Here is a 22,152-nt window from a genome sequence, read left to right on the forward strand (position 1 = left end):
TGAAACGCGACGTCTGCTTATGGGGCTCGCAGAAACATGGGGATTGACTGCTGTTCGTAGATTGTCCGATTTGCTCGACCCAATATCCAATCCTGGAAAATTACAATCGACCCAATTGCGCGCGCTCTGCGTCGGTCATCTCTGGACACTGCTGAGATCCTGGGCTCGACACCTCGCCACGTGAGCAGGATTGGGCTCGATCTAGAGACCAACTCGTTCAAGTCTTTCCGTATTCTGCGTGGGTCTGTTCGACGAGCCCGGCAATGGTCCCGGCTTGACGAACGCATTCACAACGTTGCTCAGAAGCTGCGAGACATTGTTCTCGAATCCGTTTATCGGAAGGGCACTCCCGAATGCGATGGATCCGGTTGCAAACACCGCACCGTTGTTCGGCGCCTCGAAATACACCATATCGGCCCGCAGGATGTAGTTGTGCGTCCCGCTGAAACCCTGATGCGCGTGCGCCCCCTCCTCGTCGTGGGCGATGTAGTTGTCGGGGTGACCGCCTGAGGATGCGATGATTTTGGTGTTGGGCGGTGTGCCGAATCCCAGTTTGTAGCAGTCGATCTCGATGCCCGCCGCCCCGCCGTTGCCCAGGCCGAAATCGCCGATGATCTCGCCCTCAATCCCCTCGGTGATCCAGGCCAGCGTGGGATCATAGCTATCCGGCATCCGCCGGTAGGGCTGGCTATGAGCGAAGCCCTCGCCGGCAAACGTGTTGCCGACCAGCTTCTGCCCCCAGCGCTGGAAGCCCGTCCAGATTCCGCCCATCTGCCCCGTCGTGGCGAGGTAATATTCGCCCGGCCGTGCCGCCCAGGCTATCCAGTGTCCTCCGGTCTTGCGACACTCCATGATCCACGGTTCGTCATCGCGAAACGCCACATTGCAGCAGAAGCTGTTCGCACCCATGCAGATGAATCGTCCGCCACCGGCGATATAGTCCTCGTGCGCATCGAGCATACGCTCGGAATGATATTCCGGATGCGTGGAATTGAGGATGCATGCATAGGGGGCCATTGCGGCGACACCCTCCAGATGAACATCTTCATCGGTCAAAACGTCGTAGTCGTATCCCTTGTGCTCAAGCCACGCCAGGATCGAGAGATCAGCAGGAAAATTCCAGGGCAGGTCGAACGCGGAGATTCGGTATTTCGGTCGCATGTTGACCATCGGGCGATGGTAGCTCGAGTAGCAGATGCCGGCGCCATCTGCATGCGAGTCGTAGCAGCCGCCGCCGAATTCCGGATTTTCGTAGATTTCGATGTCGACCTCGGAGATCGTCGGCGGCTGACCGGCCATCGGCTGCACGATGTGGCCGTCGGTCGCGAAGCGCTCGTTGGCATAGGCGATATAGGTTGCCGTGGAGAACAGCAGAGCGATGCGACCGGTCGGCACGCGCGGCCGGACGAAGAAGACGATGTATTCCTCGGCCAGGCCCTTGCCATCGCCGCCGCGTACCCTCATCGCGTAGGCGCCGCTGCGTAGCGTTTCGGGCAGCTCGAGCGTCTTTGTGACTTTCCAGTTGCTGTCGATCATCGCGTCGGCATGGAATTCGATGCCGCCGTATTCATGCGGGGCGAGACGGAAGCAGTCGTTGCGGCCGTTCCAGTTGTAGCCGGTCTGTGCGCGCACCGGCCTGTTGTAGCCGTTCGCATCGAGGCGGTGTGGTCCGATGTCGACCACGACGTCGCCGATGCCGTGATCGGTGTAACCCTTTGTGGTGTCCCAATATGCCACCATGCCGTATGATGGAGGCTGCCCGCTCGAGCGGATCGCGTCGAGCTCCTCGCGACCCAACGGGCGATCGAAAACACCGCAGCGATCGATTTTCCCGCAGTAGAGCTGCGACACGAAATGGCCGCGGAGCGCGTGCCAGTCGCGCGAGCCGGCTACGAGGAACGGCGTACCGGCCAGGTTGTTCTGCCGGAACCGAAACACCTCCGACACATGCGAGCGATATTCGACCGGCGCGACCTTGCTGAGCAGGCTGTTGTAACGGTTCACGATCCCCTCCTGGTAGAGGGTGGCACGACCGCTTCGGGCATCGAATGTGGCCGCAACGAAATACCAGGCCTGTTTCTGCAGCGGCAGCTCCGCCTGCAGATAGTCGACCTCGTTCCCGCTCCCGACCCAGAACTCCAGCCTGCCGCTCGGATTGATCCCGAGGCCGTAGCCGTGATTCTTGTCATTGTCCCAGCGACCGAGCAGACATTGACGGTGCCCGACATCCGGCCACGTCGGCCAGATGAATGCACAAAGCGTGATGCTGCCATCCAGCGCGAGCTTGCGGTCGGGGTCCGCGACCTCGAGGAAGGATCCGACCTGCGTGAACTGCTTTTCGACCCGCCAGGTGCCGTTGGCGACGCAGTCGATTTCCTCCTCGATGAATCCGGGACCATGCGGATGCTCGTCGCCATGGATCAAGCGCACGAGATGGGCTTCAGCGGTGGACGCGCCGTCGGCACTGACATGAAACTGTATGGTGTCGCCGGGCTTCACCGAGATCTTGTCTGCATAGCCGAATATCTTGATCTGCGCCATGATGCGGAGTTTCCAATCGAGAAGCTGAACGAGGCTCGTGCCCCACCCAGCGTGTTGCAGCTATCTCTAGGTTTCGAGAAGGTCGCGAATGCAGTGCAGGAACAGACCATGCCAAGCGTCGTTCGCTGACGCGTAGATGGCCTCGTCAACCACGCGCGGGGAAGTCCCCCGATGCCCCGACAGCCTGACCACCTGATACTTGCGGAACGGCTCTACGGCCTTGACCGCATATCTTTCGTCTAGCGGCCGTTGACGGAAATAGATCAACAGACGCTCGAGCCGTTCGCTGTGCTGGCCCAGCGGCGACCGGCGGTGTTCTTCGATCACCTCGGGCGTCACGAGCGTCCGCAGAAACTCGCGGCGGAAGCCGTCGAACCGGTCCCGGACGATGATGTCGCGGTCCTGGGACCTTTCGTAATCGAGAGGCAGCATCCTCAGCTCTCCGGAATCTGCAAATGTCCGACGTGAACCGTGCCGGCTGGACGTACCGGCGCGGCATTCCGTGACGGATGTTTCAAGCCCACTGCTTTTCCTCGTTGACCCAAGCGAACCCGGGCAACCTGCCCGTCCCGACGAACGCCTCGACGACGTTGGCCAGCACACGGGATGAGCTGTTCCTGAAATTGTTGACCGGCAGCGATTGCACGAACGCGACCGAGCCGCATGCGAACACGGCTCCCCCATGGGGCGCCGTGAAGTAGGTCATGTCCGCATGAACGCGCCAGTCATACGACCCATAGAGGCCGAGGTAGGAATAGAGAACGAGTTGCTGGTTCACGACATAGCTATCGGTGTGCCCCCCCGACGATGCAATGATCCTGGTGTGCGGCGGTGTGCCCAGGGCACGATCGTAATAGTCGAGGGCCAGCCCCGCGGCGCCGTTGTTGGCAAGGCCGAAGTCGCCGATAATCTCGCCATCGATGTCTTTGGTGATCCAGGACACGGTGCGGTGATAGCTGTCCGGCATCCGCCGGTATGGCTCGCTTCGTCCTCCGCCCGAGCTGCTCAAGCCGATCCCGACCAGCTTCTGCGTTGCCCGCCCGAGCACCTTCCAGGGGCCGCCGCGCATCCCGTCTGTGGCCATGTAGTGCTCGCCGTAGCGCGATATCCACGGCTTGTATCCGTCATCGCGGCGCCGGCACTCTACGATCCATGGTTCGCCGTCGCGAACGCCTGCCGTAGCGTTGAATCCGTTGCCGCCCGCATAGATGTAGCGGCCACCGTCGGCGATATAGTCCTCGGTCGCGTCCAGCATGCGCTCGGTGTAGTATTCAGGTCGCGCGCCGCTGATAACGCAGGCATACGGCGACAATGCCGCCTGTCCGTCGCGGTGCAGATCCTCGTCGGTCAGGACCTCGTAGTCGAAGCCGCTGTGGTCGAGCCATGCGATGATCGAGAGATCGGCAGCCAATCCCGACGCCAGGTCCAGGCTCGGCATCCTGTATCTCGGCCGCATGTTCATGATCGGACGGTGATAAGAGCTGTAGCACACGCCACTGCCGTCGGCGTGCATGTCGTAGGTCGACAGCCCGAAATCGGCTCGCGTGTACATCTCGACATCGATGTCGGACAACACGGCCGGTTGGCCCGTCAAGGCCTCGCGCTCCGGATGATCGAAGCTCAAGCGCTCATTCGCAAGGGCAAGGTAGGTCAACGTCGGAAACAGGAAGGCAATGCGCGCCTGCGGTTTTTCCGGCCGCACGAAGAACACGACGTGCTCCTCGCTCAAGCTCTTTCCCCTGCCAGAGCGCAGCCGCATGGCATAGCAGCCGCTTTTGAGACCACGTGGCAGGGTGACGACCCTGGTTGCCTTCCAATTGCAGTCGGTCAGCGCGTCGGCATGAAACTCGATGCCTCCGAACTCGTGCGGAGCCAAGCGGAAGCAATCGGTGAAGCCGTCCCAGTTCCAACCGGTCTGGCCGCGAACCGGGCGGTTGTATCCTCCGGCATTCAGCTTGTGCCGCCCGACGTCGACCACGAGATCGCCGATGCCGCGGTCGGTGTATCCCGCGGTCGTGTCCCAGTACGCGACCAGGCTTTCCATCGCGGGGACGAGGCCGCTTCTGATCGTGTCGAGCTCGCCGGGCTGCAGCGCCTGATCAAACGCGCCGCACCGGTCGATCTTGCCCCAATAAAACTCCGATACACATGCACGCTGCTGCGCGTCGCGCCCGCGCGAACCTGCCATCAGGAACGGCGTTGTGCCGAGGTTGCCGGGTCCGGTCCGGAATATCGCGGACGCATGAGAATCGTAATCGACCAGTGCGACCTTGCCCAACAGGCCGTTGTACCTGTTGCCGACACCGACCTGATACAAAGTCGCACGCCGGGTTTTGGCATCGAAAGTCGCGGCCACGAAATACCACATCTGAACCTGTAGCGGCGTGTCGGCAGCCAGGCAGTCGACGGCATCTTCGCCGCGTCCGATCCAAAACCTCAGACAGCCCTTCTCGTCGAGCCCGATCCCATAGCCCTGCTTCCGATCACCGTCCCACCGGCCGATGACGCTTTGGCGTTTCCCGGACGCCGGCCAGGTCGGGTGAATGAAGGCGAACAGGGTGAAACTGCCTTCGAACGCTAACCGGCCTGCGGGATCATCGACCCCGAGGAACGATCCCACCTGGGTGAACTGTCGTTCGACTCGCCATGTGCCGTTGGCGGCGCATGCCACCTCCTCCTCGACGAAGCCAGGTCCGGCCGGATTTTCATCGCCGTGGATCAAGCGCACCAGTTGCGCCTCAGCCGTGTCCGTCCCCTCGGAGCTGACATGAAACTGGATGGCCTCGCCCGGCTTGACCGAGATCCTGTCCGTGTAGCCAAATAGCCTGACCGGTGTCACCACCAACTCCCTCTTTTGCGATCGTCCCGATGTCCGCCGCGCGGGTCGGACAAAGCTTCATTCGTAAGTTCGATCAGGACTCCAGCAGGTCCTGAACGCGTCGCATGAAGACGCCGTGGCAGGCCTCATCCGGTGTCGAGTAAATCCTGTCCTCGACCACGCGCGGCGCGACGCCCCGATGTCCGGACAGCGCCACGATGCGGTAACCCTCGAAGCGTTCCACGGCCATGATGGCGTACTTCTCCACCTGAGGACGCGTGCGGAAATAGATCAGCAGCCGTTCGAGCGCCTCGCTGTGCTGTCCATTGAGGGACTGGCGATGCTCCTCGATGACTTCCGGCGACACCAGCGTCTTAAGATGATTGCGGGTCATCTTGTCGTAGCGACGTTGATAGATGACGCTCTTGTCGTCGGTCTCCGTCGCCTCCTCAGGCAGCATCTCGCCGCCCTTCTCCGCCCGCGTCGACCTCCGCTCACTCTTCTTCTTGTCGCGCCAGGCACGGAACTGCGCCTTGATCCCAAATAGCCCGTTGCGCAGGTAGAGAACGACCAGCAGCATGATGAGGCCGATGATCATGAAGCGCGCGGGCCCCCATGTGTTCAGCACCTGGTCAAAGAACACGACGATGAGGGTACCGACCACCGCGCCTTCCGCACGTCCGACGCCGCCGATCACCAGCATGGCGAGGCCGAGCAGGACGGTGTCGAAGTTGAAGATCGAGAACGCCACGCCGCCGAAGTTCGAGGTGTAGAATCCGCCGATGAAGCCCAGCGCAGTCGACGAGATGAGGAACACCCAGACACGCGCCTGACGAAAGTTCACCCCGGTCGCCTCAGCGAAGGCTTCGCGCTTCTCGGGCGCCATGCGAAGGATTCGTCCAAGCCTGCGGCCGTTGACGAACCGGTAGAGCAGCAATGCGAGCAGCATCAGGCCGAAGCAGGCGTAATACGCCAGGAGCAGCTGACCCAACTGCGACCAATCTTCCGGCACGTAGGTCGTTGCGCCATACAGGCCGCCGTTGGCGGACCCGAATTCCTTCGAGGTGATGAAGTAGACCCGGCAGAGCTCGTTGAGCCCGAGAGTGAGAAGCGCGTAGTAGAAGCCATCCAGCCGCGTGGCCGGCAGCGCGATGATCCCGCCGAAGACCAGACCCACCAGCGCGCCGATCGGCGGCAACAGCCACCAGGGCAGCGCGAGCTTGACCGCAAGCAGCGCCGCAACGAACGCGGCCGTCCCGACCACTGCATAGGTAGCGAGCGAGAAGACGCCCGCCGTGCCCATGATGAGCATCCAGCACAGGCTGATGGCGGAATAGATGCCGAACGTGGCTCCGGCCGTCAGCAGCGTGTTCTGCAGGTCACCGGGCGTGAACAGGGGAGCGATCGCCAGCGCGAGTAGCCCCAGCACCCACCAGATCGGCCGCTTGTCGACAATCGTCTTCTCCGCGCGCAACGTCTTGGGATTGTATTCCCCGCGCAGGCGCAGCACCCGGCGGCGCGTCGGCCAGTAGCGAAGACGATTCCACATCGTCCTGCCGTGGCCTGGCCACTTGTGATAGTAGCGTAGGCGGCCGACCGGGTTCAGCTTCGTCTTCGATTGACGAGTCCCTTCCCAAACCTCCTGATGGCTTCGAAACGGAATGGTTGGAAGTTCTTCGACGTCGCGTTTGCCACCCCAGACGAAGAGCGGGTTGCGCCATTTGGTGCCGCTATCAAGAGACATTGCTCAGGCCTCCCTCGCCTTGTCGAGCAGCCCGGCAATGCCGCGCGGACGGACCAAGAGAATGGCGATAATCACGACGAACTGGGTGATGAGAACGTAGCGACCGCCGATCGACATGCCTGTCAGCGCCTCGTTCAAGCCGAGCACGATCGCGGCGATGACAGCGCCGCGCACGCTGCCGAGTCCGCCGCAAAGCGCAATGCTGACGCCCTTGATCATCGGCATCAGTCCGCCGAACGGCGAGATGTAATAGGTTTGGGAGAGCAGGACGGCCGCGAGACCCGCCAATCCGCCCGTGATGCCCATGACGTAAAAGGAGGTGCGCCGCACACCGATGCCGACGATGGAGGCCGCATGAGGATTCATCATCATGGCGCGGATTTCGAGGCCACGGCGGCTCGACTGCATCCACCTGAGAACGACCGCCAGTATCACGATGGACGTCACCACGTTGCCGACCTTGTCGGCCGTGAAGACCGCGCCGCCCGGCAAGGATAGCGACCAGTTGCCGAAGATATCCGGCAGATTCTTCGAACGCGGACCGAACCACCAGAGCAGGAATTGCGTGCCGATCAAATTGATCGCGAGCGTCGCAATCAAACCGCGGATGGTGAAATTCGGTTTGTCGTGGATCGGTATGAATCCGATCGCACAGATGATTACACCGCCGAGCGCGCCGGCGAGGATACCCGCGGCCAGCACTGCAGGTCCCCATGCGGAGACGTTCTGGGCGAACAGCCAGGCGCCATACCCTGCGAATGCGAAAATGAATCCGTAAGACAGGTTGAGCAGGCCAAGACTCGACCACGTGATCGAAATTCCGATCGCGAGCGTGCCGTAAATGCACGCAAGGACGATGGTGTTGCTGACGATAAACCAGATATCCACGTTTTACGCCTTTCGATAAACGTTCAACGCGAGGGCCGCCGAGGCCTCACCCTTGAGCTTGCCGACATGCATGCCGATGACGCGATCGACCCGTCCCTCAAGCAATGCGACGTTCTGCTCCGCGATGATCATGGCGGCATCTCCGAGCTTGACGGCCATCAGCGCGTTGATCACGCTCTTGCCGATCTTGGGCGCCAGCCCGAGCGATGGCTCGTCGACGAGGAAGAGCGACGCATCGGTCATCAGGCCGCGGCCGATCGACACCATGCGCCGCTCGCCCCCCGACAGGCGCCCCACGGGTACATCCATCAGCTTCCGCAATGGTGAAAAGATCTCCAGGATGCGGAGCTTGCGTGCGGCGCGATCGCGCCATGCCGCCGCGGTGTAGGCCCCGGAATCGAGATGCTCCTCGACGGTCAGGCCATGGAAGATCTCGTCGCCCTGGGGAATCAGCGCCAAACCCGCGCGTACGATTTCATGGGTGTAGCGCCCCGGTCCCTGGCTTCGCGTGCGACCCACCTCCCTGCCGTTGAGTTTGATCGAGCCGCGCTGCCAGCCGGTGAGCCCGGCGATTGCATAGAACAGCGTCGACTTGCCGTGACCGTTCAGGCCGACGATCCCGATCCGCTCCCCGGACTGCACGACGAGATCTAGATCGTGGATGACGCGGACCGGACCGTAGCCGGCGGACAATCCTTGGACGTTCAAGACCTCGCGCGGGGGCTGACGCGCCGGACCGCCCGGCAAATGATTGCTCACGGAGATGTTCATGCGTCGGCCTCTTCGCTGAAGTCCTCGAAATAGGCCGCGTGAACCTTAGGATCCGCCATGACGTCGTCCATCAAGCCCTCGGAGATGACCTCTCCGGCATCCATCACCAGAATGCGGTCGGCGATCATGCCGAGGAGCTCGATGCGGTGCTCAACAATCAGGATCGCGACATCCATCTCCTTGGCGAGCATGCGCAGGAGCTTGTCGATCTCGTCGACCTCCGAATTGATCAGGCCCGCCGCCGGCTCGTCCAGCAGCAGCAACGACGGCCGGCGCATCAGCAGGCAGGCCAGCAACAATTTGCGCCGGTTGAAGGTATCGAGCTGCGTCGCCGGTGTGTCCTCACTGATCTTCAGACCGACAAGGTCGGCGCCATATTCCGCGTCGAACTTGGTGAGGAAAGGTCGATAGGCCTGACGCGCCGCCTTGAATGTCTCACCGACCGTCAACTCGTCGGGGACGACCGGCGTCTGAAAGGTGCGGCCAATTCCCAGACGCGAACGGGAATGCAACGGCAAGCCCGTGACATTCTCCCCTTTGAACCACACCATGCCGCTCTTCGGAGGCATCCGTCCGGAGAGGATTTCAAACAAGCTGGTCTTGCCCGCGCCGTTGGGGCCGATGATGCCAAGCACTTCCCCGGCCTGGACGTGCAGGTTGATATCGCGGAGAATCTCACGCCCGCCGAGATCGAGCGAAATTCCGCTGCAGGAGAACAGGGTGGCTGTTCCGTCCTGTTCAACCCCGCTGCTCGGAGACAGTGGTCTGAGCATCAGCTCCACCACGGCGCAGCGATCAGTTTCGTTTCCGAGACCGGACCGGGATAGGTGATCTTGTGCTCGCCTCCTTGGATCTGCACGTAGAGCTGCGCGACACCGGCCTCGAGCTTTTGCGCCTGCAGCTCGTCTCCTCCATTGTCGGGGAAATGCCGCGCCTCTTGGTAGGGATTACCCATGTCGACGTGACCGCAAACGCCACGCTGGGGATTGGCGCGGATCCAGTCGCAGACCTCGCTGAACTTCCGGGGATCGCCAACAGCCTCCCAGGCCTTCTTGAGGTAGTAGGTCTGATCGTACGCAATGCCGGTGTAGGCGAGCCCCGCGATGCCGGGGAAACGTTTTTTGTACTTTTGCCTGTAGGCGAGACCTCTCTCGTCGCCATAAATGCCCATGGTCGTGCCCCAGACGAAGCCGTTCGCAGCCGATCCGGCAAGCTCGAGGAATTCCGGCTGGGACGGGCCGTACTGGAGATAGACGAGCGAGTCGCGCACCGGGCTTGCAACGAACTGCTTGCAAAACGCGGCGTACTCAGCGGCAACCCAATGGTCCACCATGATCGCGGCGGCATCGACTTCCTTCATCTCGCGAATGACCGGCGCCCAGTCCTGCACGGGATACTGGATATCCGTAATGCGGGCGACTTCGAACTTGCCGCGCCGCTTGATCGCCTCCTGCGCGGCACGCGAAATGGTCTGGCAGTAACCAATCTGCTCCTGAATGATATGAACCTTGCGGTTCTTCGGCTTCCAGATGCCCCGCTGCTCCTCGTCCTCCAGCCAGGAAGCATAGCTCCATCCGTAGTTCACCTCCGACGGGCAAAACTGGAAGATGTGGTTGTACTTATCCGGATGCGCCTTGACGGCAGAGGTACCGGCGCGTTGAGCGTTGCCGTTGATGTACGGACATTTGTACTTCACGGTCGCGTCCATCGCCGGCAGCGGGACAAGCGTGAAAGCAAAGGAGATGGCGTCGACCTTGGCGTCCACGCAGGCTGCAAGCGCCTGCTTGGAGGATTCTGGCGACAGAACATTCATGTCCGTCGTGAACAGCTTCAGCGGCCTGCCAAGGATGCCGCCCGCGGCATTGATCTCCTCCATCGCGAGTGTCGTGCCGTTCAGAAAGTCCTGATGATCCGCAACCCCCGCGGCCGCCGTCTGGCAGTAGGGAATGCCGAGAATGATCGGCTGTGCTGCAAACGCCGACCGTCCAACAAATGGCGCCGCGACAGCCGCGCCGATGCCCGCGGTCACTGAACGTCTGGTGAGTCTCAAAACCATCTGAGCGACCTCCTGCAATCGCGCGCACAAGTTCTCGGCATCGCGACCGAGACCGGGCGGGATTTCGTGTTGGGTGACGACGGCGCATCCACGCGACGTCGGGTGATTGCGGCCCTCGACCTGCACCGCAGGATCGAAGCTTCGGTTTCCCGCCGATTTTCAGCAATACGTCAGCTGACCGATTTTAGCGGACGCGTTGGAGCAACCGGGGAAGTCTCCCGAGCACCGCGGGCACGAACAGCGACCGGGGTGACAATTAGCTCAGCAAGCCCAGCCCGGATTTTCATCAACCGACGACACTGCCGGCACGCCCACGTCAGAAACGCTGACTTTGAACCGCATGAATTGTGACGTTCCTTTGACTCACCACGCGCGCAGCCCTAAGGTACTCGTGTAGCTTTCAGGCGGTGCTGATTTCGATCCGGGACCATCGGGGTCAGCAGAGCGAAGGGCCACAGTAATGACGTGGCACCTTGCGTTGGTTGGAACGGTTGTTGCCCTGAGATTGCGTAAAGCACCTCGATCCGGCCGAACCAGAAAACCGACCGTCAGCGACCAAGAAGAAGATTCGATCACGAACCGTCGACAAGATCTTTCACGAGCTGGAGGCTCACCGTGAAATCGGCAGCGATCGACCATACAATGTCAGCCACGGTCCGGCTCGATACACCGGCGGCGGTCCTGAATGATCAGATCATTGATCAGGCGACGCAGGTCACCCGTCTGTTACGCGAGTTCGTGAGGAGCGAGGCGATCGCCCTGGTCGCAATAGATCCGATATCCCGAATTCACCGCTCTCTGGCCGTCGAAGGGTATACGGACAGAACGATGTCCTACGTGCTCGACGGATTCCCTAACGCCTGCCCGGCTTACGCCATCGCGCGCGAGAAGGACACGCACTCGCTGCGCTGGCGAGACTACAAGCGTGACTGGAATCTCCATTTGCCGGATACATTCACCGCTCAGGAATACCTGATGCCGGATGGATTCAGGGAAGGCTCGACAATGTGCCTGCGCGTCGCGGATGGCCGTTACATCGGGGCCATCCACATGAGCTGGTCCAAGGAGGCGCACGCCAAGGACGAGCACCGCGAGATGACGGAGCGCTTCCGCCCGATCCTGCTGAACATCTGCGATCAGCTCAGGACACCACAGCTTCTGGCCGATGAGCTGGCGCCCGGCTCCTACGCGCTCGCCGTCTCGCCGAATGGTTTTGCATTTCACCTGCCCAACCGTAGTCCGGGGCCGCATCTCGGCGAAGGCGGAGAGCTTCGCCGGCTCATGCTGGAGAAGGCGAAGTCTTCGAAACCGCAACGCTTCGTCTGGCCGGACGAGGCCGGCCGCTGCCACCAGGTCACGATCACGCCCTGCCGCGGAAACATCCTCCTGATCACTGAAGAATGCATTCGCTGGCCGTACAATCTCTCGCTCCGCGAGATTCAGATCCTGCACCTCGTGACCAGCGGCGCGTCGAATCCCAACATCGCCGAGCAGCTCTTCGTGTCGCCTCGCACAGTGTCAACACACATCGAGCACATCCTCGCAAAGATGGGCTGTGATTCGCGCACACGGCTCGCAGCACTTGCGGTATCCGAAGGACTGCTGCTGGCGGAGAACCCTTCCCGACGGTCCCGGAAGCTTGCCGGCCATTGACCGACTTCGCGATCGTGTCAACGGAATGGCTCTTCACTTGATGGCGAATCCTTAAGCAGCACCGCAAGCCCCGCGGCCACCAGGCAAATCAGGCCAACGCTCGCGAACCCGATCGCATAGCCTCCGAGGCCAAGAGCCACGACGCCGGCGGAAGCGATGGTGGCTCCTGCCACGTGCGCCGCCATCATCCAGCCCATTGCCGCACCGATGCCGTGGCTGCCGAGATTTGCGGACATCAGTATCACCAGCGCTGGAAACGTCAGCGCCGCATCGAGGCCATAGAGCGCGCCGAACCGGGCAAGCTCGACAACGCTAAGGCCTGTGAACGGCAGCCAAAGCAGGATGAGCGCGCGGGCGACAAAGTAGCCCGCCAGCAGCATTCGTGCTGGATAACGATCCGCGAGATACCCGCTCACCACACTTCCGATCGCGCCGCCAAGCAGGACGATGGCCATCACGTCGGCGCTCGACGGGAGGCCGAGACCCGCGCCCATGCAGAGGATACCGAGCTGGCTGTCGATCAAGCCGGATGTCGATGCGCCGCAGATACAGAAGATCGCAGCCAGCGCCCAGAACCGCCACCCCCTCCCCTCCGGATACGACGGCGCGTGCCGGCTGGATGCCGACTGCTGCGGCGTAACTTCGCGTCCAGATGCCGGGACAAGGAGGACGACCACGAAGGCCGTGGCCAGTACGACGATTGCAGCGGCATGGAACGCGATGCGCCAACCGAGCGCCTCGACCACGCGCGATGTAAGCAGCAGTCCTGCCGCCGATCCGAGGAACTGCATCGACGTCAGGAGGCCAAAGCGTGGGCCGCAATGCGCCGCGCTGCCACGACTGCCGACCATCGCGCCCAGGATGGATGCACTCAAGGATCCACTGCAGCCAAGTCCGAGGCCCCAGGCCAGAACGAGGTGCCCGGGGGACGTCGCGAACGTCGTCGATGCAAGCGATACCGCGAGGAGAACCAGGCTGACGACGAGCGGCGATCGAACGCCCCATCGTTCGAGACCACGCCCAGCGAGCGGCGATGCAGATGCAGACACGGCGATGCCGAGCGTGATCGGCCACGCGACGTCGGAGATTTGCCAGCCCAGGTCCTGCTGGATCGGGACGGCCAGCAGCGCGGGAAGGACGCGCGCAGCGGAGCTCACAAAGATCGCAACGGCGACGGCCGCAGAGGCCCCCGGCCTCGCCCACGCTGCCCCTCCGACGGACGGAAGCCGACCGGACGACGCTGCCGGCCGGACGGGCTGCGATGCGACAAATGTGGCGGTGAACCGTGCCCTATTCGGCGGCCTGCGCATGACAGCTTGCCGCGTTGCTGTCCGGCGCGAGGTCGATGCCGGGATTGCGATCGAAAAAGCCGCTCGGCATCAGCTTGAAGCCGGTGAAGATGCAGGGCTGAACCGGAAAGTCCTCAGGACGAACCTGATGGTGAAGACCGAAGACGTGCCAGAGCACAATGTCGGTGTTCTCGATGTTCCGGTTGTTCCTGACGAAATCGGAAACACCTCCCGTTCCATCCGAGTGGTTCATGTGTTCGCCGGCCGGATAGCGCTCTTCGGGATCGAAGGCGGTGACCCAGAGCTGGTTCTTGATAAAGGTCGACCGCCTGCCCGACGGCGACTCGGGATGGATGAACGGCGTCACCGGATGACTTGCCTCGAGCTTGTAACCCGTCGGCGTGCCGACCCAGTTCTTGCGGCCGGCATTGATGACCTTCCAGGCCCGATGCGTCGCCGGGTTAGCCTGGCGGCAACCGCCCAACTCGGTCTTCAGAACCGTTTCCTCTTCGTAGAAGCCGTTGCCATAGACATTGTCGGGTCCCCAGGGATCGGCCTGGGTGTTGAGCTCGACGACGCTGTTGTCGTCGCCATCGACGTTCATGTCCAGCCGCGCGCAGAAGATATGCTGGTGAATGTGGCCCACGACGCCGGGCGCGACTTCCTTGCCGTATTTGCCGGGCTGGCCCGGATGGCACGCGGCGGTGTTGATGATGCCGGTAGCCTTGAGCTCGAACTGGATCGAGCCGTCCGTGTGGAAGTACCAGAACAGGCCATATTCGTAGTTGGCGACCGTCGCGATGCAGGAGATGACCAGCCTGCGGGCACGCCGCGACTCGACATTGTTGGAGCGGAAGTCCCAATGCTTCCACAGCAGGCCGGCATCCTCCTCATGGATGCAGATGGCGTTTTCGATGGTGACCACGTTGCCGTCCATCGTCGCGAGATGTGCGTCGAGATAGGCGATGGCACCGAGGCAGTCGCAGCCGAGCTTCAGCGAATTGGCGAGCTTGCCGATGCCGTACTCACCGATGTCGAAGACATTCTTCCGGAAATGCCCCTTGTCTGTGGTTCCGTACGGCACGACCATTTCCACCAGCGACGCGCGGTGCGCGATCGGCCGCCCGTCGTAGCTGATGTCATGCAGGGTCAGACCTTCGCGCGAATTGAAGCCGACGAGCACAGACCAGCGATCCCACTCCAGGCGGCGGCCATCGAGCCTGAACGAGACACCGTCAGGCTGAACGATGTCGAGGGGCTTGTAGGGCGCGCGTGGATCCTTGATGAACTCCGCCTCGTAGTTCACCTCTGCCTGGGGAATCGGGATGATCTCATGGTCGTCGACGCGGATGATCTCGTAGGTCTTGATGTCGACCACGGCGTTCAGGCCGCCGATCGGGTGCGCATAGAGGTTGTCGTTCTCCCGCAGACGCAGCCAGGCGAAGACGTGCGCTAGGTAGCGGCCGTCCTCGCCGGGAATGCCGAAGTTGCCCGCCGACCACGGATCGATGCAGACAAGCGACATGTCCTCGATGCCGCGCTTCTTGCAGGCCGCAATGAATTCGGGAGCTGCGCGAACGGCGTCTTCGATGGCCGTAAACTGCTCGAGCTGGATCATCGGCTTGGCGGTTCGCACATATTTCGACGTGAGAACTTTCCCTTCCGCAAGAGAAACCGTCAGGCGCCAGATGCCATCCTCCCTGACCTTGAACAGATTGACCCGCGCCGCCCTTCTTATGGGATCTCCCGGCTTGTACAGACGTACGACTGATTTCTCAGGCTCGAGAAGCTCGATCGTCTCGAAGAGAAAGTCGGCGCCGTACTGTAGATCATTACGGACGATCCGGATCACCGCGCCGATTTCGGCGGCCGTCAAGGGATCGAGAGGATGCTTCACGGCATCCGCGTTAGGTGTGCCCGGGACGCACGTGCAGGACGACGAGACCGTAACTGTGTCCATAGGTTAGCTCCTTGCATAGACGACTGGGCGCGGACGAGCGGAGCGACGGAATGAGCCCGCACGCATGCATCCGTATTGAGCAATACCGCTGCGGCACCGGCCACACACGACGGCAACCGGGCATTCCGAAGGCAGATCACATCTCGACGAATCGCTTCTCATCGGACGAACGTCCGGCCCAGTTGGCTCGTAGACAGATGGCCGGAATTTCTTCCGCGCATCGCTATTCGACAATACGTCAGTTGACCGATTCTGCGGGTGCGGGCGCGATGCTAAGACGGCGCCCGGTTGGCCCGCGACCGGACGTTCTGAACGCCAGCCCAATGACCGGGCAACGGGAGGAGACATGCGGAACCCCTACAACATTGGCCTGGACAAGAACCCGGCCAATTTTCAACCGCTGACGCCGCTGATGCTCGTGGCTCGCACGGCCGCCGTGTATCCGCATCTCACCAGCGCTCTGTACGAAGGCCGCAGCTTCACGTGAGCCGAGACCTATGATCGGTGCAGGAGGCTGGCATGCTGGCTCGTGGCACTTGCTTCTTCAGCCGGTCCTCACCTCATTTCGAACGAGGACTTTACGGCCTTAACGGCAGACGTGACGAAGCCATGCACCTCGCGCACCCGACGGGTGTCGTGGGTGTCCGGATGGGACGTGATCCAGTAGCTGCGGACGAACCGCACGTCAGGGAGCAAACGCCGGAGATCGGGATAACGCCGGGCAGCATAGTCGTGCAGGATTCCCACGCCGTGGCCGGCGCGCACGGCCTCCATCTGCGCAACCACGCTGCCGCATTCATAGCGACGCGACATCAGTTGCCCAAGCACAGAGGCGTAGTCGAGCGCCCGGCTGTAGACGAAGTCTTCGACATGGGTCACGAACAGACGGCCGGCGAGATCCGTCTGGCGATCGATCGCGCCTTCCCGCGCGAGATAGCTCTCGGCCGCGTAGACGCTGAGCGTGTAGTCCGTCAGTTTCGAGACGATCAGTTTGCCCTGCTTCGGCCGATCGAGCGTGATCACAATATCCGCCTCGCGGCGCGACAGTGAAAACGTTCGAGGCAACGGCACCAGTTGAATGACGAGTCCCGGGTGCTTTGCCGCCAGCGCGCCAAGATGTTCGGCAAGAAAGTAGTTGCCGAGTCCATCCGGCGCACCGACCCGCACGGTGCCGGTGATGGCCTCGGGCGCGCCGCCGATGCTGGTGCCGACCTTGAGAAATTCGCTTTCGGCGCGTTCCGCCGCCGCCACCAGCGCTTCCCCTGCCGCGGTGAGCGTGCAGCCGGATGTATGCCGCTCCAGGAGCTGCGTCTTCAGACTTTGTTCCAATGCTGTAAGTTGCCTCGCCACCGTCGCGTGGTTCAGCCGCAAATGCCGCGACGCCTTCAGGATCTGGCCCGCACGCGCGACTTCCAGAAAAATTCTCACGCGTTCCCAATCCATGGAATCTAGCCCGCCCGTCTCATCTAGTGACGATTTCTGACTTTATTTTCTGCACAACGGAGCCGCGCTTTATGCCGTTGATGCGCAATTTTACCTGCCTCATACCCTTCCGATCAAGCATTCCTGGAGGCAAGCTGATGACTGCGACCATTCACAATTTCATCGATGGACGGCTGACGCCGGGCCGAGGCAACCGAACATCAGCTGTCTTCAATCCGGCGACCGGCGAGCAATCCGGGACGCTGGGACTGGCATCGGCCGACGACGTTAAGGCAGCCGTGGCGGCGGCGAGCAAAGCCTTCCCGGCGTGGGCCAACACGCCTCCCCTGCGCCGCGCGCGCATTCTCAACCGCTTCCTGCGCATTCTCGAGGAGCGTATCGACGAACTCGCCGCGGTGATCACCGCTGAGCACGGCAAGGTTCTCTCGGATGCAAAGGGTGAAATTCAGCGCGGCATGGAGGTCGTGGAGTTTGCGGTCGGCGCACCGCAACTGCTCAAGGGCGAGATCACCGAGAACGTCGGCACCCGCGTCGACAGCCATTCGCTGCGGCAGCCGCTCGGCGTTGTCGCCGGCATCACGCCATTCAACTTTCCGGCAATGGTGCCGATGTGGATGTTTCCGGTCGCGCTCGCCTGCGGCAACACCTTCATCCTCAAACCGTCCGAGCGCGATCCGTCCGCCTCGCTTATTCTCGCACAGTGGCTCAAGGAAGCCGGCCTGCCCGACGGGGTCTTTAACGTTGTCCAGGGCGACAAGGAAGCAGTCGATGCGATCTTGACCGATCCCGACGTGGTCGCCGTGAGCTTCGTCGGCTCGACGCCGATCGCGCGCTATATCTACGAAACCGCAACCAGCCACGGCAAGCGCTGCCAGGCGCTGGGCGGCGCGAAGAACCACATGATCGTGATGCCCGATGCGGACATGGACCAGGCGGTCGACGCACTGATGGGCGCCGCCTACGGCTCTGCCGGCGAGCGCTGCATGGCGATCTCGGTGGCCGTGCCGATCGGCGACGCCACCGCCGACAAGCTAATCGAGAGGCTAGCGCCCAAGGTGCGCGCCTTGAACATTGGCCCGGGCACCGACCCGGATGCCGAGATGGGCCCGCTGGTGACGAAGCAACACCTCGACAAAGTGCGCGGTTACATCGATGCCGGCGTCGACGAAGGCGCGAACTTGATCGTCGACGGACGTGACTTCCGGCGTCAGGGTTACGAGAAGGGATACTTTATCGGAGGAACACTTTTTGACCGCGTGACGACCGACATGAAGATCTACCGCGAAGAAATCTTTGGTCCCGTACTCGCCGTTGCCCGTGCCAAGTCCTATGACGACGCCGCGGACATGATCAACAAGCACGAGTTCGGCAACGGCACCGCTATCTTCACCAGGGATGGGGATGCGGCCCGGGAGTTCGCGCATCAGATCCATGTCGGCATGGTGGGCATTAACGTGCCGATCCCGGTCCCGATGGCGTTCCATTCGTTCGGCGGTTGGAAGGCGTCGCTGTTCGGCGACCACCACATGCACGGCCCCGAGGGCGTCCGGTTCTACACCCGGCTGAAGACCATCACGACGCGATGGCCCACCGGCATTCGCGCTGGCGCGGAATTTGTTATGCCCACCATGTCCTGATCACCCGCGCCGCACAACGGTGAACGGCTCCAGCTCTCTTGGGGTCGTTCACCATCAAGAAGCAAGCGACCGACGCCTTACGTCACAGTCCACCCGAAGGGCCCATTGCAATGCCTGAGATCGGCAGAAGGGATCAATTGCACAACGCAATCCGATCGATGGGTTCAAATCGCGGTCAGCATTTGGACCTGCCGTAAGGTCAGCGAAGTCTGCTGGAGAAAAGCGAAGCCCTACGGCGGTGGAGCAAAGCGCTCACAAAGCTCGGCGTTCGCCACCATTGAGGGTGCGAAATCGCAGGATATCGCAGTTTGGCGTGGAAAATCGTGCAAATGGCGGAGAGAGTGTCAGTCAATCCTTATTGAAAACAAAGCGCTTTTGGAATCCCTAAGGTCAGAACCTACCAGATGAGCTACGCCGAAAATGGCTTTCTCCAACAAGGGTCCGTTCAGACAACGGCCCGTCATCGAACGCGGCATCGCGCTTCCTGGAAAAGCGAGCCAGGAAGCGCGATGCGGAGGTTAGCGCCGAATGAAGGAGGCAACCACGGCACTCGAGCCGGCACACGCGGCAACCACCAGGAAGACCAGCGAGGTCTGGTTGTGCGTGTCCATGAAGTGACCGATCATCGGCTCACCAAGGCCCGCGAACAGGTAGGCGAAGAAGTTCATGACGCCTGTCGCCGTCCCCGCCCGCTTATGACCGACCAGATCGGGGCACAAGGCCCAGAACGAGGATTGCGGCCCATACGTGAAGAAGCCGCACAGGAACAGCACGGCCATGCCGAGATAAATCTCCGAGGTCGGAATGGTGTACATGTAGAGCGAGGTGACCGCCGCCAGAACCATATACAGGACGATGGCGAGATAGCGGCGCGAGCCGAACACCTTGTCCGAAATCCAGCCGTTGCTGAACGCGCCCACCGCCATACCGACCGGCAGCGCAATGCTGATCCAGCGCGGATCGATCGCGGATGCAGCGCCTGACTTGGCCCAGTTGCTGCCGAGGAAATGCACCGGCACCCACACCAGCAGGCCGTAGCGGGCGGCGTTCTGGAAGCCGATCGCAACACCGGCCACCAGCAGCCGCCACGTCGACAACACCGCCTTGTAGCGTGAAAGCGAGCTTTCATCGTCGCTGACTGCGTTTTCGGACGCCTGCACCTCGTCGACTTCATCATGAGGCGACGTGAATCCCAGATCTTCCGGACGTTCACGCGCGATCAGGTAGAAAGCGATGCCACCGACAAGAAGGAGCGCGACGGGAATGCGGAAGATCCAGCGCCAATCGAGTTGGAAATAGCCGACGACCACGAGCGAAGTTACGAACGACAGCACCGATGCCAGGCCGGCGGCGAACGTATAGAGGCCGTAAACCGTTCCGCGCTCGTGACGCCCCCACCAGTTCGACAGCAGCCGGCTGCCCGGCGCCCAGCCCATCGACTGGAAGTATCCGTTGATACCCCAGAACACCGACAACGTGACGATTCCCGTCGAAAGGCTGGTCGCCCAGTTCATGATAAACGAAAGGATAGCCCCGGCACTCATCACACGGCGGCCTCCGAACTTGTCGCCGAGATTGCCGTTGATCGCCTGCCCAACCGCGTAGCACCAGAGCAGTGCTGCGCTGGCCCAGCCCAGCGCCTCCTTGGTGACGCCGAACTCGGCCTGGATACCCGGGATCGCAAAGCCGAAGGTCTGCCGGCCGGTGTAGAAGAACAGGTAGCAGAACATCGCCGCAAGCAGCATCCGCCACTGCGCACGGCGGAACGAGGTCGCGATTTCCGGGTTTTGTACCCCGGCCGAGCTGACGCTCGCAGGACTGAACGTAATCGACATCGATGAACCTCCCTTTGGTGCTGATCGCCTTGGTGCATCGCGGCCGCCGCTGTTCTGATTATTCGGCGCCGCTGACTTTCGATGGGCCGCCCCCGCTAGGCAGACCAGGGAAGCGAGTAGGTCTTGACGTTGGTGAAGCTTTTCATCGCCTCCTGAACGCCTTCCTTGTAACCGAGGCCGGAATCCTTGATGCCGCCGAACGGAGACATCTCGATGCGATAGCCAGGCACTTCCCAGACGTTCACCGTGCCGACGTCGAGCTCGTTGACGAAGCGCGTGATGTAATCGAGCCGGTTGGTGCAAACGCCGGACGATAATCCGAACGCAGTCGAATTGGAGATCCTGATGACGCTCTCGATATCGTTCGGGACGCGGATGATCGGGATCACCGGACCGAACGTCTCCTGCATCACGAGTTCGCTGGTATAGGGAATGCGGTCGACGACCGTCGGCGGATAGAGCGCACCCTTGCGGTCGTTGCCATGGAGCAGTTCGGCACCGTCCTGCACCGCGGCGTTCACGCGGCGTTCGAACTCTCGGGCGGCACCTTCGTGGATGACGGTGCCGACATCGACGGCCGGGTCCATCGGATCTCCGCACTTCAGGGTGCGGGCCTTCTTGAGCACCAGCGCCGCGAAGTCGTCGGCGACGGCTTCGACGCAGAGGATGCGCTTGACGGCGGTGCAGCGCTGGCCGGAGTTCTTCGTGGCGCCCATGACGGCCAGCTCAGCGGCCTTCTCGAGATCGGCGTCTTCCATGACGATGAGCGGGTCGTTGCCGCCAAGCTCGAGCACGATCCGCTTGTAGCCGGCCGTTGCCGCAATGTGCTTGCCGACCCGTACCGAGCCTGTGAAGGTGACGAGATCGGCATCCGGGTCGGCGATCATCGCATCGCCCATCGAATGGGGATTGCCCGTGACCACTGAGAGCATCGCGGGTGGCAGTCCGGCTTCGTAGAGCACGTCGGCCAGAGCCAGCGCTGTCAGGGGCGTGAGCTCCGTCGGCTTCAGCACGACACGATTGTTGGTCGCGATCGCCGGCGCAATCTTGTGGCTCACCATGTTGAGCGGATGATTGAACGGCGTGATGGCCGAGATCGCGCCGAGCAGCGGGGTGCGCGTCGTGAATATCTTGCGCGCTTTGCCCTGCGGACTGATGTCGCAGGAGAATGTTTCGCCGTCGTCCTTGATCGTGAGCTGGCCGGCAAAGGAATAGACGTCGTAGGCCCGGCCGGCCTCATAGAGCGAGTCCTTCCAGCACAAGCCGGATTCGGCGGTGATCAGGCGGGCAAAATCCTCCTTGCGTCGCGACAGGATGTCGGCGGTCTTGAGCAGGATCTGCTGACGCTCGTAGCGCGACAGTTTCGGCTTGAACGCGCTGGCTTTCGCAAACGCCTGGCGAACATGCTCGGGCCGCGCCGCCGGAACGGTACCGACGACCTTGTTGGTGTATGGATTGAACACCTCGACCCGCTCGTCGACATCGACGAGCGAACCTGCGATGCGCATTTGTTCATG

Annotated in this window: 16 protein-coding genes; 3 read left to right on the forward strand and 13 right to left on the reverse strand. The window is 61.9% G+C overall.

Annotated elements, in window-relative coordinates:
• Positions 1 to 201 precede the first annotated feature (201 nt).
• From V5279_RS43205 to V5279_RS43240, 8 genes are all read right to left on the reverse strand, one after another.
• On the reverse strand, positions 202 to 2,541 hold the full coding sequence (locus tag V5279_RS43205) for a N,N-dimethylformamidase beta subunit family domain-containing protein (RefSeq protein WP_338693158.1): 2,340 nt from the start codon (positions 2,539 to 2,541) through the stop codon (positions 202 to 204).
• Positions 2,542 to 2,607: 66 nt separating this feature from the next.
• On the reverse strand, positions 2,608 to 2,973 hold the full coding sequence (locus V5279_RS43210) for a hypothetical protein (protein WP_166213396.1): 366 nt from the start codon (positions 2,971 to 2,973) through the stop codon (positions 2,608 to 2,610).
• Between the two features lie 82 nt (positions 2,974 to 3,055).
• Positions 3,056 to 5,383 (reverse strand): N,N-dimethylformamidase beta subunit family domain-containing protein, encoded by a 2,328-nt coding sequence (locus V5279_RS43215; RefSeq protein WP_338693161.1) that lies wholly within the window; start codon positions 5,381 to 5,383, stop codon positions 3,056 to 3,058.
• Between the two features lie 70 nt (positions 5,384 to 5,453).
• Positions 5,454 to 7,103: a branched-chain amino acid ABC transporter permease gene (locus tag V5279_RS43220; protein WP_338693163.1), complete on the reverse strand. Its 1,650-nt coding sequence runs from the start codon at positions 7,101 to 7,103 to the stop codon at positions 5,454 to 5,456.
• 3 nt (positions 7,104 to 7,106) lie between these two features.
• The gene (locus V5279_RS43225; protein ID WP_029080537.1) at positions 7,107 to 7,991 is read right to left on the reverse strand and encodes a branched-chain amino acid ABC transporter permease; all 885 of its coding nucleotides are present in this window, start codon (positions 7,989 to 7,991) and stop codon (positions 7,107 to 7,109) included.
• 3 nt (positions 7,992 to 7,994) lie between these two features.
• Positions 7,995 to 8,762, reverse strand: a complete 768-nt coding sequence (locus V5279_RS43230) for an ABC transporter ATP-binding protein (RefSeq protein WP_338693166.1) — start codon at positions 8,760 to 8,762, stop codon at positions 7,995 to 7,997.
• The gene (locus V5279_RS43235) at positions 8,759 to 9,535 is read right to left on the reverse strand and encodes an ABC transporter ATP-binding protein (RefSeq protein WP_338693168.1); all 777 of its coding nucleotides are present in this window, start codon (positions 9,533 to 9,535) and stop codon (positions 8,759 to 8,761) included. Before V5279_RS43235 ends, V5279_RS43230 begins: the two co-directional genes overlap by 4 nt.
• The gene (locus V5279_RS43240) at positions 9,535 to 10,818 is read right to left on the reverse strand and encodes an ABC transporter substrate-binding protein (protein WP_029080540.1); all 1,284 of its coding nucleotides are present in this window, start codon (positions 10,816 to 10,818) and stop codon (positions 9,535 to 9,537) included. The genes V5279_RS43235 and V5279_RS43240 overlap by 1 nt, the downstream gene beginning before the upstream one ends.
• Positions 10,819 to 11,433: 615 nt before the next feature.
• Between V5279_RS43240 and V5279_RS43245 the strand changes: the two genes are divergently transcribed.
• Positions 11,434 to 12,471 carry a response regulator transcription factor gene (locus V5279_RS43245; RefSeq protein ID WP_338693171.1) on the forward strand — a complete coding sequence of 346 codons (1,038 nt, stop codon included), beginning with the start codon at positions 11,434 to 11,436 and terminating at the stop codon, positions 12,469 to 12,471.
• 17 nt (positions 12,472 to 12,488) lie between these two features.
• On the opposite strand, the gene V5279_RS43250 is transcribed toward V5279_RS43245, so the two are convergent.
• Positions 12,489 to 13,628, reverse strand: a complete 1,140-nt coding sequence (locus V5279_RS43250; RefSeq protein WP_338693173.1) for an MFS transporter — start codon at positions 13,626 to 13,628, stop codon at positions 12,489 to 12,491.
• Between the two features lie 133 nt (positions 13,629 to 13,761).
• Positions 13,762 to 15,720, reverse strand: coding sequence for a primary-amine oxidase (locus V5279_RS43255; protein ID WP_338693175.1), 1,959 nt, complete (start codon positions 15,718 to 15,720; stop codon positions 13,762 to 13,764).
• A gap of 346 nt (positions 15,721 to 16,066) precedes the next feature.
• Here V5279_RS43255 and V5279_RS43260 point away from each other — a divergent pair, with 346 nt between their 5' ends.
• Entirely contained in the window at positions 16,067 to 16,207 is a 141-nt protein-coding gene (locus tag V5279_RS43260; RefSeq protein ID WP_338701901.1) for a hypothetical protein, read from the forward strand.
• Positions 16,208 to 16,275: 68 nt separating this feature from the next.
• Here the strand turns inward: V5279_RS43260 and V5279_RS43265 are convergent, their stop codons facing one another.
• Entirely contained in the window at positions 16,276 to 17,163 is an 888-nt protein-coding gene (locus V5279_RS43265) for a LysR family transcriptional regulator (RefSeq protein WP_338693177.1), read from the reverse strand.
• A gap of 137 nt (positions 17,164 to 17,300) precedes the next feature.
• Between V5279_RS43265 and V5279_RS43270 the strand changes: the two genes are divergently transcribed.
• Positions 17,301 to 18,800: a CoA-acylating methylmalonate-semialdehyde dehydrogenase gene (locus V5279_RS43270; protein WP_338693179.1), complete on the forward strand. Its 1,500-nt coding sequence runs from the start codon at positions 17,301 to 17,303 to the stop codon at positions 18,798 to 18,800.
• Between the two features lie 518 nt (positions 18,801 to 19,318).
• On the opposite strand, the gene V5279_RS43275 is transcribed toward V5279_RS43270, so the two are convergent.
• Entirely contained in the window at positions 19,319 to 20,635 is a 1,317-nt protein-coding gene (locus tag V5279_RS43275; protein WP_338693181.1) for an MFS transporter, read from the reverse strand.
• Between the two features lie 95 nt (positions 20,636 to 20,730).
• Positions 20,731 to 22,143: a phosphonoacetaldehyde dehydrogenase gene (gene phnY, locus V5279_RS43280; RefSeq protein WP_338693183.1), complete on the reverse strand. Its 1,413-nt coding sequence runs from the start codon at positions 22,141 to 22,143 to the stop codon at positions 20,731 to 20,733.
• Positions 22,144 to 22,152: the final 9 nt, after the last annotated feature.

Origin of the sequence: Bradyrhizobium sp. 26S5, assembly GCF_036923295.1 — a bacterium.
Taxonomy (GTDB): domain Bacteria; phylum Pseudomonadota; class Alphaproteobacteria; order Rhizobiales; family Xanthobacteraceae; genus Bradyrhizobium; species Bradyrhizobium septentrionale.